Here is a 14389-nt window from a genome sequence, read left to right as displayed (position 1 = left end):
GCGTCCCCCTCTAAAGGTTCTTACGTGACGAAGAAAAAGAAAGGTTCGGAAGACGGCCGCGGCCCTCGTAAACCGAAGGCCAGCCGGCCCGGCAAGGCGTTGGCGAAGTACGGCGACCGGACCCACGGGGCACCCGTGGTCGATCCCCATGCCGACCGCGAGGCCCAGCTGTACGACCAGCCCATTCCCAGTCGCGAGGCCATCCTGGCGCTGCTGGAAGATCGTGGCGAGCTGTTGACGGCCGAGGACATCGCCCGCGCGCTGCGCCTCTTCACCGATTACGAGATCAACGCGCTGGGCAAGCGCCTTGGCGCGATGATCCGCGACGGGCAGTTGCTGCGTAACCGCCGCGGCAGCTACGCGCCGGCGCAGAAGCTCAGCCTGCTGCCCGGTCGCGTGATCGCCAACGCGGAAGGCTACGGGTTCCTTCGCCCGGACGAGGGTGGCGAAGATCTCTACCTCTCGCCGTCGCAGATGCGTACCGTGCTGCACGGTGACCGCGTGCTGGCGAGCGTCGTCGGCATCGACCGTCGCGGCCGCCGGCAGGGCGCCATCGTCGAAGTGCTGGAGCGCCGTTCGCCGCGCCTCGTCGGTCGCGTCGTCGTCGAGAACGGCGTGACGCTGGTCGAGCCGGACGATCGTCGCCTGCACCAGAACATCATGATTCCCGCCGGTCGCGACGCCGGCGCCCGCTCGGGCGAGATCGTCGTCGCCGAGATCACCGATCCGCCGACGCCGCATCGCGGCCCGCTGGGCACCATTCGCGCCGTGCTCGGCGAGCGGCTTCAGCCGTCGCTGGTCGTCGAAATGGCCATCGCCAGTCACGACCTGCCGCACGAGTTCCCGCCCCAGGTCATCCGCCAGGCCGAAGAAGTCGAGCCGAAGGTCACGGCCGAAGAGCGCCGGGGCAAGGTCGACCTGCGCAAGCTGCCGCTGGTGACGATCGACGGCGAGGACGCACGCGATTTCGACGACGCGGTGTATGCGGAAGCCCTGAAGGACGGCGGATTCCGCCTGATCGTCGCCATCGCCGACGTGTCGCATTACGTGCCCGTGGGCACGCCGCTCGACGTCGACGCGTATGAACGTAGCACGTCGACGTACTTCCCCGGTTTCGTCGTACCGATGTTGCCGGAGACGCTGTCCAACGGCATCTGCTCGCTGAATCCGAAGGTGGACCGGCTCTGCATGGTCTGCGACATGGAAGTGGACGAGGACGGCGAAGTGGTCCGTTCGAAGTTCTACGAAGCGGTGATGTATTCGCACGCGCGCCTCACCTACAACAAGGTGTGGCAGGCGGTGGGCGAGCGCAACGTGGATGTCCGGCAGGAAATCGCCGACGTGCTGCCGCAGGTCGAGACGCTGCACCGGCTGTACAAGGCCATGGCGAAGGCGCGCAAGCGCCGCGGCGCGATCGATTTCGAAACACCGGAAGTGAAGTTCCGTCTCGCGCCGTCGGGCGACGTGGTGTCGATGGGTGCGAGCGATCGCAACGACGCGCACAAGCTGATCGAGGAATGCATGATCGCCGCGAACGTGCAGGCGGCGAAGTTCCTCTCGAAGCGGAAGATCCCGGCACTGTATCGCGTGCACGCGCCGCCGCCGGCCGAGAAGTACGAAGACCTGCTGCAGTTCCTGCGCGAGTTCAAGCTGAAGATGCCGCCCGCCGACGAAGTCACGCCGGCCGATTTCTCCGCGCTGCTGAAGCGGGTGCACGATCGTCCGGAAGCGGGCCTGATCCAGTCCGTGTTGCTCCGCGCGCAGAGCATGGCCGTGTATCACCCGGAAAACCAGGGTCACTTCGGCCTCGCGCTCGACGCGTACGCGCACTTCACCTCGCCGATCCGTCGCTATCCCGACCTGCTCGTGCATCGCGCCATCCGCTATGCGCTGACCAAGGGCAAGCCGGCCGATTACACGTACAGCGAAACCCAGATGGCCGCCATGGCCGTGCATTGCTCGCAGCGCGAGCGCCGTGCCGAGGAAGCCGAGCGCGACGTCGACGAGCGCTTCAAGTGTGCGTGGATGGAGAAGCACGTCGGCGAGGAATTCGCCGGTACGGTCACTGGCGTGACGTCGTTCGGTCTCTTCGTGGAACTGGCCGAATCGCGTGTGTCCGGTCTGGTGCATGTCTCGCAGCTGCCCAACGACTACTACAAGTTCGATCCCGTCCGTCACCTGTTGTCCGGCGAGCGGACCCAGGCGCATTACCGTCTCGGCGATTACGTGAGCGTGCAGGTGCTGCGCGCGAGCCTCGAGGACCGGAAGATCGACTTCCGCCTTGTCGCGCGCCTCGCAGCGTTGCCGAAGCCGCGACCGGCCGTGCCGCCGCCTGTCGCCACGCCGGTCCGCCAGTCGGGCATGGCGGCGGCGGGCAAGGCGATCGGTCGCGCCGCGAAGGCGGTCGGCAAGCTCTTCGGTGCGAAGGCGAAGAAGGTCGAGGTCGTCGAACCGGCGTCGCCGCGTCGTTCGAAGGCGGCGCCCGTCACGGAGGCCGAGACGGCACCGTTCGCCCGCAAGCGCGCTTCCGCCAGTGGCGGCGAGCGTGCACCCGTCCAGGCGGCCGAGCGCGGTTCGTCGCGCGGCGGCCGGGGTGCCGGCGAAGGCCGGAGGACCGGTAACCGTGCCGACGCCCCGAAGCAGGCGCCGGCCCCGAAGAAGGCTGCCGCGAAGACGGCACCGAAACAGGCCGCCGTGGCGCCGGCAGCGCCGGCAAAGCGCGGCACGACGAAGCCGGCGACGAAGCGCGCGCCGCGTAAACCCAGGAGCAAGCCGCAGGTATGAGTGAGTCGTGGATCGTAGGCATCAATCCGGTCGAGGGCGCCCTCGCCAACGACCCGGATCGTGTCCGTGAAGTACTGATCGAGCAGAACTCGAAGAACGCGCGCGTCAACGACATCGCCGCGCAGGCCCGGAAGCTGGGCCTGCCGGTGAAGCCCGTCGGCAAGGAGCAGCTCGAAAAGCTCGGCGGCGAAGCACGGCATCAGGGCGTGATCGCGCGTTACGAAACGCCACCCCTGCGTGGCGAGAACGATCTGCCGGCGCTGCTCGATGCCGCGGGGTCGAACGCGCTCGTGCTGGTGCTCGACGGCGTGACCGACCCGCACAACCTTGGCGCGTGCCTGCGCAGTGCCGCGGCGGCCAACGTCACGGCGGTCGTCGTGCCGAAGGATCGGGCGGTCGGCATCACGCCGACCGTGCGCCGCGCGTCGGCTGGCGGCGCCGACCTGGTGCCGGTGATCGCGGCGACGAACCTCGCCCGCGCCATGCGCCTGCTGAAGGACGCCGGCGTGTGGATCACCGGGCTCGACGGCGATACCGACCAGTCGATCTACGACATCGACCTGAAGGGTCCCATCGCCCTGGTGATGGGTAGCGAAGGCGACGGCATGCGGCGGCTCACGCGGGATACCTGCGATTTCGTCGCGAAGATCCCGATGCCCGGTGGCATGGAAAGCCTAAACGTGTCGGTCGCCACGGGTGTGGTGCTGTTCGAGGCCCTGCGTCAGCGAGGAGCGAAGCGATGAACCTGTTCTGGCACGACTGGGCCGGCCTCGTCGGCGTGGCGCTGGTGCTCGTGGCGTTCTTCCTGCTCCAGGCCCACAAGCTCTCGGGGCAGGGCACGCCGTACCAGCTGATGAACCTCGTGGGGGCCTTCGGCATCCTGCTGTCGCTGATCTTCGGCACGTTCAACCTCTCGGCGTTCCTGCAGGAGCTGGCGTGGTTCCTGATCAGCGTGTACGGGATCGTGCGTGGTCTGCGGATGCGTAAGGCTTCCTCTGCACCGTTGCCGTAACCGATGTTCTTCGGTGGGAGCCAGCCTGCTGGCGAAGGGTGCTTACCGCGAGCACCCTTCGCCAGCAGGCTGGCTCCCACCAGTACCGGTCGATCGGTGGTCAGCCGGGGGTTACATGCTTTCGGTAGAATGGGTCTCGGCATCGCGCAACGCGGTGCCGCCCGGCGGGACGACCCGTCGGCGCCTTCGATAACGGGGACGACCTCGCCAAAGGCGGAGTCAAGCCATGTACTGGATCATCCTCGTCGTCGCCGGTCTGTTCGAGATCGGCTGGGCCGTCGGCCTGAAATACACCGAAGGGTTTACTCGCCTCGTGCCGAGCGTGCTGACGGGTGCGGCCATGGTCGTCAGCATCGTGTTGCTGGCGCTCGCCGCGAAGAAACTGCCGTTGGGAACCGCCTATGCGGTGTGGACCGGTATCGGCGCGGTCGGCGCCGTGACGCTGGGTATCGTGCTGTTCGGCGAATCCGCGCAACCGTTGCGGCTGCTGTGCGTCGGACTGATCGTGGCGGGGATCGTCGGGTTGAAGCTCACGGCATGAGGCGGTGGGAGCCAGCAGGCTGGCTCCCACCGGATGCCTCGATCAGGTCTTGTCGAAGTCCGGGTTGGCCGTGGTGTCGCGCTTCATGCGCGGTGCCACCAGCGGCTCGCCGTGCACCACGAACCAGACGTTCTCGGCGATGTTGGTCGCGTGGTCGCCGATGCGCTCGATGTTCTTCGCCATGAAGAGCAGGTGCGTGCAGGGCGTGATGTTGCGCGGGTCTTCCATCATGTACGTGAGGAGGGCGCGGAAGACCACCGTATAGGCCTCGTCGAGGTCGGCGTCGGATTTCCAGACTTCGTACGCGGCTTCGGCGTCCTGCTCGGCATAGGCCTTCAGCACGTTGCGCAGCTGGTCGGCGGCGAGTTCCGCGAGGTTCGCGAGGCCACCGGCGGCCGTGATCGGCGCGACGCGGCTGAGCGGGATGGAACGCTTGGCCACGTTGGCGGCGTAATCGCCGATGCGTTCGATGTCGGCGGCGATACGCAGGGCGGCGAACACGTTGCGCAGGTCGCCCGCGATGGGCGCGCGGAGCGCGAGCAGGCGGACGACGTCCTGGCTGATCTCCTGTTCGAGGGCGTCGATGGCGTCGTCGTTGTCGACGACGCGCTGCGCGGCGCGCTCGTCGCGGCGCTCGACGACGTCGATGGCGGCCTCGAGCTGGGCGACGGCGAGCTCGCCCATGCGAACGATCTCGAGCGTCAGGCGCTTCAGTTCGTCGTCGTAGCTCTTGATGATGTGCTGGTGGGTGGTGTTCATCGCTTGCCTCGGGATCGGGGGCTTAGCCGAAACGGCCGGTGATGTAGTCTTCGGTCTGCTTCTTGTCCGGCTTCGTGAAAATCTTTTCGGTGCGGTCGAACTCGATCAGCTCGCCCATGTACATGAAGGCCGTCATGTCCGAGACGCGCGCGGCCTGCTGCATGTTGTGCGTGACGATGACGATCGTGAAGTCCTTCTTCAGCTCTTCCACCAGCTGCTCGATGCGGCTGGTGGCGATCGGGTCGAGCGCCGAGGTCGGCTCGTCGAGCAGCAGCACTTCCGGCTTCAGGGCGATGCCGCGGGCGATGCACAGGCGCTGCTGCTGGCCGCCGGAGAGACCGAGCGCGCTGTTCTTCAGCTTGTCCTTCACCTCGTCCCACAGCGCGGCGCCGCGCAGCGCCTGCTCGACACGGTTTTCCATGTCGGCGCGCGAGAGCTTTTCGTGGTGGCGGATGCCGTAGGCCACGTTCTCGAAGATGGTCATCGGGAACGGCACGGGCTTCTGGAACACCATGCCCACCTTGCTGCGCAGGCGGTTCAGCGAGTACTTCGGGTCGAGGATGTTCTCGCCGTCGAGGATGATCTCGCCGCTGGCGCGCAGACCGGGATAGATCGCGTAGATGCGGTTGAAGATGCGCAGCAGCGTGGACTTGCCGCAGCCGGACGGGCCGATGATGGCCGTGACCTTCTTCTCCGGCACGTCCATCGAGATGTTCTTGAGCGCATGGAAATCGTTGTAGTGGAAGTTCACGTCGCGCGCGAACATCTTCGGCGCCACCTGGCCCAGGTCCACGCCGGAGGCATGGGGCGACGTGCCGAAGCCCGGCTGGGAGGCGACTTCGTTCATGTTAGTCATGGGACACCTTGGAACGCGAGAAGACGAAGCGGGCGATCAGGCTGAGCGCCAGCACGAACATGGTGAGCACGAAGGCGCCGGCCCAGGCGAGCACGTTGATGTCGGGGCTCGGGTCCTTCGTGTACTCGTAGATGACCTGCGGAAGGCTCGGCATCTTGTCGATCGGGTTGAACGTCATGAAGTTGTTGCCGAACGCCGTGAACAGCAGCGGGGCGGTCTCGCCGCTGATGCGCGCCAGGGCCAGCAGCACGCCGGTGACGATGCCCGAGCGGGCCGCGCGCACCAGGATCTGCATCGTAAGTTTCCACTGCGGCACGCCGAGCGACAATGCGGCCTCGCGCAGCGTACCCGGCACGAGACGAAGCATCTCGTCGGTGGTGCGGACGATGACGGGCAGGGCGATCAGCGCGAGCGCGATGCCGCCGGCGATGCCGGAGAACGTCACGTCGCCGTTGGTCAGCCACTTCGACGGCAGCACGATCACCGTGTAGACGAAGAGGCCGAGCACGATCGACGGTGCCGACAGCAGGATGTCGTTGAGGAAGCGGATGGTCGGACCGAGCTTCGAGCGCGAGGAATACTCGGCAAGCCACGTGCCCGCGGCGACGCCGATCGGCGTGGCGATCAGGATACCGATGATGTTGAGGATCAGGCTGCCGACCATGGCGTTGGCCAGGCCGCCTTCTTCGCGATAGGCGGTGATCTTGGTGAAAAGCTGCGGCTTCAGGCCGGCGATGCCCTGGCTCAGGGTTTCCCAGAGGATCCAGGCCAGGAACAGCAGGCCGATCGCGGTGGCGAACACGCTCAGCGCCATGGCGACGACGTTCTTGATCCGGCGGATCGTGTAGAGGGAGGCCGACATTTACTTGCCCTCCCGGTTCGCCAGCCGGCGGAGCATCAGGCGCGCGATCAGCAGCACGATGAAGGTCACCACGAAGAGGAGGAAGGCCAGCGCCATCAGCGCGGAGCGCTGCAGGCCCTGGGCTTCGCCGAACTGGTTGGCGATCGTCGAGGCGATGGAGCTGCCGGTTTCGAGGATCGACGGGGTGAGCTTGAAGGTATTGCCGAGCACGAAGGCCACGGCCATCGTTTCACCCAGCGCGCGACCGAGGCCGAGGAACACGCCGCCGATGACGGCGGTGCGCGTGTAGGGCACCACGATGTCCCAGACCACTTCCCACGTGCTCGAACCGAGCGCGTACGCGGACTCTTTCAGGCGGGTCGGCACGGTCTGGAACACTTCGCGCATCACCGACGAGATGAACGGAATGATCATGACCGCGAGCACAAGGCCGGCCGTGAGCACGCCGGCACCGAAGAACGGGTATTCGCTGGAGAAGAACTTCGCGATCGACGGCACGTGCTGCACGAGCCAGGAGACCTGCCCATCGGGCGGATCCGCGCTGAAGTTGTTCATCAGCCACGGCTTGATGTGCTCGGCGACGAACGGGGCGAAGATGAAGAGGCCCCACATGCCGTAGATGATCGAGGGGATGCCGGCCAGCAGTTCGATGGCCGAGCTGACGGGACCGCGCAGCCACTGGGGGGCGATCTCGGTAAGGAAGAGGGCGATGCCGAAGCTCACCGGCACGGCGAACAGCAAGGCGATGAACGCGGTGCCGACGGTGCCCATGATCGGCACGAGCGCGCCGTACTGGTCGTTGCTCGGATCCCACGCGGCGCTGGTGAGGAAACCGAAGCCGAAGGTGTGGAACGCGTCCATGCCCAGCCACAGCGTGGAGCCGGCGGCTCCCACGAGCGAGAGCAGGACGATGAGGGCACAGCCCTTGAGGACCCAACCGAAGAGTCGGTCGTCGCGCGAATCCTTCGCATTGCGGGCCGCTTCGGCGGCGCGCTCGGCGCTCGGCATGGCGGTGCTGACGGTGGCGTGCATGCGGATGCGATTCCTGGCCTTTGCAAACGTGTGGGTCGCCGCCCCGCTAGGGGGCGGCGACCCCGATGGTCGTACCCTGACCGGCCAACGTGTCAGCCGGATGGCAGCGTCGGACCGCTTACTTGAAGTCGGAAGCCCAGTAGGCCTGGATCTTCGAGGTCAGCGTCGCCGGCAGCGCGACATAGTCGAGCGTGGCGGCATCGGCCTGGCCCTTTTCCTGCGACCACTTGAAGAACTCGAACGCCACCTTGGTGTGCGACGGGTTCTTCGACTTCTTGTACATGATGATCCAGGTCGTCGCCGTGATCGGCCATGCCTGGTCGCCCGGGGCGTTGGTCATGATCACGTTGAAGTCCTTCGCGCCGGCCCAGTCGGCCGTGCCGGCGGCGGCGCCGAAGGTCTCGGCGTTCGGCTGGACCCACTTGCCCGCGGCGTTCTGGAGCTGCGTGTAGGCGATGTTGTTCTTCTTGGCGTACGCGTATTCCACGTAGCCGATCGAGCCCGGGATCTGGCGCACGTACTGTGCGACGCCTTCGTTACCCTTGCCGCCGACGCCGGCCGGCCACTCGACGGCGGTGCCGAACTTCACCTTCGACGCCCACTCCGGGCTGACCTTCGACAGGTAGTTGGTGAAGTTGAACGAGGTGCCCGAGCCGTCCGAGCGGTGCACGACCGTGATCTTGACGTCGGGGATCTTGACGCCCGGGTTCAGCGCGGCGACGGCCGGATCGCTCCAGCGGGCGATCTTGCCCATGTAGATGTCGGCGAGGAGCTTGCCGTCGAGCTTCAGCTGGCCCGCGGCGACGCCCTGGAGGTTGACGACCGGCACGATGCCGCCGACGACGCTCGGGAACTGGCCCAGGCCGAACTTGGTGAGGTCTTCGCTGCTCATCGGAGCGTCCGACGCGCCGAAGTCGATGGTGCCTTCCTTGATCTGCGCGACGCCGGCGCCCGAACCCACGGACTGGTAGTTCAGCTTGTTACCCGTGGCCTCGGCGTACTTCGCCGACCACTTGGACAGAACGGGATAGACGAAGCTCGAGCCGGCGCCCGTGATGTCGGTGGCCTGAGCGGCGCCCATGCCGAGGAGGGATGCGGCGACCAGCGTGGCGATGCGGAGTTTGCGAGTGAACACGGAGTAATCCTCGTGGATAGAGTGTCGGGCGATGCCCGCCCGGGGCCGTATTCCAGCCCTGCCGTGTTGCAATGAGACGTACTGAATGTTGCAGAGTCATGACACCCGCCGCTTTGGTGTCATATTCAGGAACTTACGAAACGTCTCAGGCGATGAGGGGAGCGGCCGTTTCGCGTTCCGCGAGCTCCAGGCGACGCCAGCGGTTGACGATTTCGCAGAACAACTCCGCGGTGCGCTCGGCGTCGTAGATCGCCGAATGGGCCTCCCGCGTGTCGAAGGCGATGCCGGCGGCCAGCACCGCCTTGCTCAGGACCGTCTGGCCGTAGGCCAGCCCGCCGAGGGTCGCGGTGTCGAAGCAACTGAAGGGGTGGAACGGGTTGCGCTTGTGGCCGGTGCGCTTGACCGCCGCATTAAGGAAGGCGAGGTCGAACGCCGCATTGTGGCCCACGAGTACCGCGCGCTGGCAGCCCGCCACGCGGACGGCCTCGCGCACGGCGTTGAACACGTGATCGAGGGCCTGGCGCTCGGGCAGGGCGCCCCGGAACGGGTGGTCCGGGTCGATGCCGGTGATCTCGAGCGACCGCGGGTCGATGTTGGCGCCCGGAAAGGGCTCGACGTTGGCGGAGACCGCGGGCTGGGGGACCAGTAGCCCCGAGGGCTCCATGGCGATCGTGACCACGGCGATTTCCAGCAGGGCATCGCCCTCGGCGTCGAAACCGCCCGTCTCGACATCGACCACCACGGGCAGGAACCCCCTGAACCGCCCGGCCATCGTCGAAGCGGTGCTGTTACTCGTCGTATCCATCCGCGAAGGATATCAGCCCCGGGTGCATACGGGCACGGGCGTTAAGAGAACGTGCTCGTGTCGTCGTTCTGTCACAAAAACGGCATCGAACGGTAAACCCGGCGGCCCATCCTTCGCGCCGTTGGCCCTCTTGAGGTTTTTCGGACAGAAAAGTCTCAACGAGGGGACAGGGGCTCACACATTCCATCCTATATATCGGAGTACATCCCATGCGTTCCAAGTTGCTCACGGTGGCCATCGCCGCCGGTCTCGGTCTGACCAGCTTCTCGGCGCTCGCCGCGACGCCGAAGTCGCAGCCGGCCCGGGTCACGGTCGACGCCGCCACCCTCCAGCAGCTGCAGGCGCAGCTCGCTGCCCTCCAGGCCAAGGTCTCCGAGCTGGAGAGCAAGCAGGAAGCACAGGCCGACGCGCAGGTCGAGACGGCCAAGGCCGTCAACGACGTGCAGGTCGCCGCCGCCAAGCCGACCGACGACCTGACCAAGCGCCTCGACAAGCTCGCCAAGGTCGTCGACAACACCCACGTCGGCGGCACGATGTTCTTCGACGTGTCGAACATCGACCATAACGAGAAGGTCGGCAACGGCCGCAATCGCCAGGTCGACGGCCACGGCGCCGTCAACGGCACCGGCTTCGACGTCAAGCGCTTCTACCTGACCGTCGACCACACCTTCGACGACGTCTGGTCGGCCAACCTGACCACCGACTTCAACTACCAGTCGACGCTGTCGCAGACCAGCCTCTTCGTGAAGAAGGCCTACGTGCAGGGCAAGTTCGATCCGCTCTTCACGGTCCGCTTCGGTTCGGCCGACATGCCGTGGATCCCGTTCGTCGAAAAGGCCTACGGTTACCGCTACGTCGAGAACACCATCACCGACCGTTCGTTCGAAGGTGGTCGCAGCGGTTCGACCGCGACCGCCGGCGGCGTCGGCGCGTTCGGCAACTCGGCGGACTGGGGTGTCCACGTCCTCGGCGCCACCACCGGCAACAATGCGATCAACTACCAGGTGTCGGTCGTCAACGGTCGCGGTTTCCGCAACCTGACGCGCTCCAAGTCGGTCGATACCGAAGCCCGCCTGGGTTACTCGCCGATCGAACAGCTGATCCTCGCGGTCGGCGGTTACACCGGCAAACGCGGCAACGACGTCGAGAACGGCCAGCCGACCCGCACCGCGACGCGTGGCGATGCCCTCGTGGCATGGCGCGACAAGACCTGGGGCGTCGGCGTGGAATACTTCCACTCCGAGAACTGGGACGACATTCTCAAGTATCAGGGCACCACCCCGGCTCCGCTCGCCATCAAGGACAAGGCCGACGGTTACTCGGCGTTCGCCGACTGGCACTTCTACAACCAGTGGGCCGTCTTCGCTCGCTACGACCACGTGAGCTACAAGTACAAGACGGTCACGAACATCGAGCGTGAGCTCAAGGACAAGTACTACAACGCCGGCGTCTCGTACGACGTGCTGAAGAATTTGAAGCTCGCCCTCGTCTACAAGCACAACCAGCTGGACGGCCCGTTCGCGACGCCGTATCACTACAAGACCAACGAAGTTGGCTTCTGGGGCATGCTGAGCTTCTAAGCGGTATCGGAAGGGAGTTCCACTCAGGGACGAACGAACGGCGGGCGCAAGCCCGCCGTTTTTTTGTGCTTAGTAGGAATGAGGCATTTCTGATTACGAATCGTCTCAGGCACATGACGGCCATCCGGACGTCCAAACGCTGAACGCAGTCCATCGGAAATGGCTCGTAGACCGTGCGGAAACCCTTGCTACGTCACGTTTTCGAAGAAAGTCACGCGTCGATCCTGAATATGTTGCATCGCCGTACTTGCACTCGTCACATCCCCTGCGTACGTTCGGGCGCATGAATCGCCCGACCTCCGCCTTCACCCGACGCATCGCGAGCACGTTCTTCGTGCTTCTCGCGCTGTTCGTCGTGTGTGCGGGTGTGCAGGCCATGCCGTGTCCGTCCACGATGGTCCCGGCCGATTCGCAGCACGCCGCCCTGGTCGCCCTCGACGATGCCCCCGACATCGACGACCAGGACGCCGTGCCCTCGATCGAGGACAACACGAGCGGTCTCGACGATACGTTCGATGTCCCGGCCGAGCACGCGGTGGCCGTGCCGCGTCCGATGCCCGTGCGTCCCCCGGCGCATGCAGCGGACTCCCACGCGCACGTGCACAACGCCGAGTTGCGCCCCCCGATCGCCTGATCGCGTCGCGGCACCGGTGCGCCTGACGCGCCGTCGATTCCGAATGCCTCCTTTCCCCAGGCGACGGCCCGCGAGGCCGTCCGCCGGCGGGCGCTCGCTCGCCCGAATGCTGCGCCACTCCCCAACGAGGAATACACCATGGAACGTCTCATCCAGGGTTTCGATCACTTCCGCCGCCACATGACCGACGAGCAGCGCGATACGTTCGCGCGCCTGGCGTCGGGGCAGGCCCCCCACACCATGTTCATCACCTGCGCGGATTCGCGCGTGATGCCCGAAATGATCTTCAACGCCGGGCCCGGCGATCTGTTCGTCTACCGTAACGTCGGCAACATCGTGCCGCCGTACGCGCAGCACGTCAGCGGCGTGGTCGCCGCCATCGAGTACGCCGTCACCGCGCTCAAGGTGCAGCACATCGTGATCTGCGGCCACTCGGACTGCGGCGCGATGAAGGCGCTGCAGAACCCCGCCGCGCTGAAAGGCAAGCCATCCGTGGAGCAGTGGCTGAAGCACGCCGACGTCGCGCGCTACGTCGTCGCCGAGAATCGTCCGACGATCCACGGCGAGGAAGGCCTGCGCTACCTCACGGAGGAGAACGTGGTCGGCCAGATCGAGCACCTGCGCACGCTGCCGGCCGTCGCGGCCGCGATGGCGAACGGCAGCCTGCGCATCCACGGCTGGATCTACGACATCGCCAACACGGAGATCACGGCCTTCGATCCGCTCGAAGGCCGCTTCCGTCCCCTCATCGACGGGGACGTGAGCGCGCCGGACGCCACGCCGCACGCGCGCTTCTCCACGCCGACGCCGGTCGCCTCGGCCGCCTAAAGGAAACGTTCGTCATGCGCGCTTATTTCTCCCAGGGCCTGATTGGCCGCGACCTCCTCGGATCGGTGGTCGTTTTTCTTGTCGCACTGCCCCTGTGCATGGGTATCGCCATCGCCTCGGGCATGCCGCCCAGCGCCGGCCTCATCACCGGCATCGTGGGCGGCATCGTGGTCGGTGCCATCGCCGGCTCCCCGCTGCAGGTCAGCGGTCCGGCAGCCGGCCTCGCGGTGCTGGTGTTCGAACTGGTGCGCGAGCACGGCGTGGCCGCCCTTGGCCCCGTCGTGCTCCTCGCCGGTCTCATCCAGATCGTGGCCGGCCTGTGCAAGGTGGGTGTGTGGTTCCGCATGACGTCGCCGGCCGTGGTGGCCGGCATGTTGTCCGGCATCGGCATCCTCATCGTCGCGTCGCAGTCGCACGTGTTGCTGGATGCCCTCCCGAAAGCCCGCGGCCTCGAGAACTTCGCGGCCCTGCCGGCCGCCGCGTGGGAATCCGTGTCGGGAGCGGCCGAAGGGCAGGCGCCCGCCGCGCTGATGATCGGCCTCGGCACCATCGCAATCATGCTGTTCTGGGAAAAGCTCCGCCCGGCGAAGCTCCGCTTCGTTCCCGGCGCGTTGCTCGCCGTGGTGGCCATGACGGCCGTCGCGCAGTTCGGTGCCCTGGACGTCAAGCGCGTGGACGTGCCGGCGAACCTCTTCTCCGCGGTGAGCCTGCCGAGCATGGGCAGTATCTTTGGCCTGTTCGACTCGTCGCTGCTGATCGCCGCCGCGACGTTCGCGTTCATCGCCAGCGCCGAGACGTTGCTGTCCGCGGCCGCCGTCGACCGCATGCACGATGGCGTGCGCACGCAGTACGACCGCGAGCTGACGGCGCAGGGCGTGGGCAATCTGATCTGCGGCTTCCTCGGCGCGCTGCCGATGACGGGCGTGATCGTGCGCAGCGCCGCCAACGTACAGGCCGGTTCGGCGACGCGCATGGCCACGATCTTCCACGGCACGTGGCTGCTCGCGTTCGTGATGCTGTTGCCGTGGCTTATGCGCATGACACCGGTGTCGTGCCTCGCGGGCATCCTCGTCTTCACGGGCGTGAAGATGGTCAACCCGAAGCAGATCAAGGATCTCGCGGCATACGGCAAGGGCACCGCGGCGGTCTACGTCGCCACGACCGCCGCCATCGTCGCCACCGATCTGCTCACCGGTGTGATCGTCGGTTTCGGCCTGTCGCTGCTGCGTCTGGCGCTGCTGTCGTCGAAGCTGAAGATGGACGTCACGCACCACGACGAACCGGGCACGGCCACGCTGCATCTGGAAGGGTCGGCCACGTTCCTGAAGGTGCCGACGATGGCCCGCACGCTGGAGCGCATCCCTAACAACACGCGACTGTCGGTGATGATGGATCGCCTGCACCACGTGGATCAGGCCTCGCTGGAACTGCTGCGCGAGTGGGGCAGGAACGCGTCGAAGCGCGGATGCGAGCTGATCGTGGACTGGCAGGAGCTGGGACGGCGCGTGGAAGGATCGCGCCGCCCGGCCTGACCGTGCCGGGAGCCAGCCTGCTGGCGATG

At 66.3% G+C, this 14389-nt stretch carries 14 protein-coding genes; 8 read left to right on the top strand and 6 right to left on the bottom strand.

Going from position 1 to position 14389, the window contains the following annotated elements; genetic code table 11:
• Positions 1–135: 135 nt before the first annotated feature.
• From rnr to sugE, 4 genes are all read left to right on the top strand, one after another.
• On the top strand, positions 136–2784 hold the full coding sequence (rnr, locus tag BMX32_RS00520; protein WP_089976762.1) for a ribonuclease R: 2649 nt from the start codon (positions 136–138) through the stop codon (positions 2782–2784).
• On the top strand, positions 2781–3527 hold the full coding sequence (gene rlmB, locus BMX32_RS00515; protein ID WP_089973893.1) for a 23S rRNA (guanosine(2251)-2'-O)-methyltransferase RlmB: 747 nt from the start codon (positions 2781–2783) through the stop codon (positions 3525–3527). The genes rnr and rlmB overlap by 4 nt, the downstream gene beginning before the upstream one ends.
• Positions 3524–3796, top strand: coding sequence for a CBU_0592 family membrane protein (locus BMX32_RS00510; protein WP_089973892.1), 273 nt, complete (start codon positions 3524–3526; stop codon positions 3794–3796). Before rlmB ends, BMX32_RS00510 begins: the two co-directional genes overlap by 4 nt.
• A 226-nt stretch (positions 3797–4022) precedes the next feature.
• Positions 4023–4337 carry a quaternary ammonium compound efflux SMR transporter SugE gene (sugE, locus tag BMX32_RS00505; protein WP_089973891.1) on the top strand — a complete coding sequence of 105 codons (315 nt, stop codon included), beginning with the start codon at positions 4023–4025 and terminating at the stop codon, positions 4335–4337.
• A gap of 42 nt (positions 4338–4379) precedes the next feature.
• Here the strand turns inward: sugE and phoU are convergent, their stop codons facing one another.
• The 6 genes from phoU to rnt form a co-directional block, all read right to left on the bottom strand.
• Positions 4380–5096 carry a phosphate signaling complex protein PhoU gene (gene phoU, locus BMX32_RS00500; RefSeq protein WP_089973890.1) on the bottom strand — a complete coding sequence of 239 codons (717 nt, stop codon included), beginning with the start codon at positions 5094–5096 and terminating at the stop codon, positions 4380–4382.
• Between the two features lie 22 nt (positions 5097–5118).
• The gene (pstB, locus tag BMX32_RS00495) at positions 5119–5862 is read right to left on the bottom strand and encodes a phosphate ABC transporter ATP-binding protein PstB (protein ID WP_244511461.1); all 744 of its coding nucleotides are present in this window, start codon (positions 5860–5862) and stop codon (positions 5119–5121) included.
• Positions 5863–5944: 82 nt separating this feature from the next.
• Positions 5945–6814, bottom strand: a complete 870-nt coding sequence (gene pstA, locus BMX32_RS00490) for a phosphate ABC transporter permease PstA (protein ID WP_089973888.1) — start codon at positions 6812–6814, stop codon at positions 5945–5947.
• The gene (gene pstC, locus BMX32_RS00485) at positions 6815–7846 is read right to left on the bottom strand and encodes a phosphate ABC transporter permease subunit PstC (RefSeq protein ID WP_211664158.1); all 1032 of its coding nucleotides are present in this window, start codon (positions 7844–7846) and stop codon (positions 6815–6817) included. It lies immediately after the preceding gene.
• A gap of 118 nt (positions 7847–7964) precedes the next feature.
• Entirely contained in the window at positions 7965–8981 is a 1017-nt protein-coding gene (pstS, locus tag BMX32_RS00480; RefSeq protein WP_089973887.1) for a phosphate ABC transporter substrate-binding protein PstS, read from the bottom strand.
• A gap of 145 nt (positions 8982–9126) precedes the next feature.
• Positions 9127–9786 carry a ribonuclease T gene (gene rnt, locus BMX32_RS00475; protein ID WP_089973886.1) on the bottom strand — a complete coding sequence of 220 codons (660 nt, stop codon included), beginning with the start codon at positions 9784–9786 and terminating at the stop codon, positions 9127–9129.
• A 209-nt stretch (positions 9787–9995) separates the two neighbouring features.
• Between rnt and BMX32_RS00470 the strand changes: the two genes are divergently transcribed.
• From BMX32_RS00470 to BMX32_RS00455, 4 genes are all read left to right on the top strand, one after another.
• Positions 9996–11366 carry a hypothetical protein gene (locus tag BMX32_RS00470; RefSeq protein WP_089973885.1) on the top strand — a complete coding sequence of 457 codons (1371 nt, stop codon included), beginning with the start codon at positions 9996–9998 and terminating at the stop codon, positions 11364–11366.
• A gap of 283 nt (positions 11367–11649) precedes the next feature.
• Positions 11650–12000 carry a hypothetical protein gene (locus BMX32_RS00465; protein WP_089973884.1) on the top strand — a complete coding sequence of 117 codons (351 nt, stop codon included), beginning with the start codon at positions 11650–11652 and terminating at the stop codon, positions 11998–12000.
• Between the two features lie 138 nt (positions 12001–12138).
• Entirely contained in the window at positions 12139–12828 is a 690-nt protein-coding gene (locus BMX32_RS00460) for a carbonic anhydrase (RefSeq protein ID WP_089973883.1), read from the top strand.
• Positions 12829–12842: 14 nt separating this feature from the next.
• Entirely contained in the window at positions 12843–14360 is a 1518-nt protein-coding gene (locus BMX32_RS00455) for a SulP family inorganic anion transporter (RefSeq protein ID WP_089973882.1), read from the top strand.
• Positions 14361–14389 lie beyond the last annotated feature (29 nt).

This window comes from Luteibacter sp. UNCMF331Sha3.1, from assembly GCF_900109915.1.
In the GTDB taxonomy this organism is placed as follows: Bacteria; Pseudomonadota; Gammaproteobacteria; order Xanthomonadales; family Rhodanobacteraceae; genus Luteibacter.
This window is presented reverse-complemented; position numbering and strand designations above follow the sequence as displayed.

What these genes read in the sequence shown, in the direction of transcription:
- phoU (WP_089973890.1), bottom strand. Translation starts at nt 5,096, where the DNA reads ATGAACACCACCCACCAGCACATCATCAAGAGCTACGACGACGAACTG.
- pstA (WP_089973888.1), bottom strand. Translation starts at nt 6,814, where the DNA reads ATGTCGGCCTCCCTCTACACGATCCGCCGGATCAAGAACGTCGTCGCC.
- pstB (WP_244511461.1), bottom strand. Translation starts at nt 5,862, where the DNA reads ATGTTCGCGCGCGACGTGAACTTCCACTACAACGATTTCCATGCGCTC.
- BMX32_RS00465 (WP_089973884.1), top strand. Translation starts at nt 11,650, where the DNA reads ATGAATCGCCCGACCTCCGCCTTCACCCGACGCATCGCGAGCACGTTC.
- rlmB (WP_089973893.1), top strand. Translation starts at nt 2,781, where the DNA reads ATGAGTGAGTCGTGGATCGTAGGCATCAATCCGGTCGAGGGCGCCCTC.
- BMX32_RS00510 (WP_089973892.1), top strand. Translation starts at nt 3,524, where the DNA reads ATGAACCTGTTCTGGCACGACTGGGCCGGCCTCGTCGGCGTGGCGCTG.
- BMX32_RS00470 (WP_089973885.1), top strand. Translation starts at nt 9,996, where the DNA reads ATGCGTTCCAAGTTGCTCACGGTGGCCATCGCCGCCGGTCTCGGTCTG.
- BMX32_RS00455 (WP_089973882.1), top strand. Translation starts at nt 12,843, where the DNA reads ATGCGCGCTTATTTCTCCCAGGGCCTGATTGGCCGCGACCTCCTCGGA.
- rnt (WP_089973886.1), bottom strand. Translation starts at nt 9,786, where the DNA reads ATGGATACGACGAGTAACAGCACCGCTTCGACGATGGCCGGGCGGTTC.
- BMX32_RS00460 (WP_089973883.1), top strand. Translation starts at nt 12,139, where the DNA reads ATGGAACGTCTCATCCAGGGTTTCGATCACTTCCGCCGCCACATGACC.
- pstC (WP_211664158.1), bottom strand. Translation starts at nt 7,846, where the DNA reads ATGCACGCCACCGTCAGCACCGCCATGCCGAGCGCCGAGCGCGCCGCC.
- sugE (WP_089973891.1), top strand. Translation starts at nt 4,023, where the DNA reads ATGTACTGGATCATCCTCGTCGTCGCCGGTCTGTTCGAGATCGGCTGG.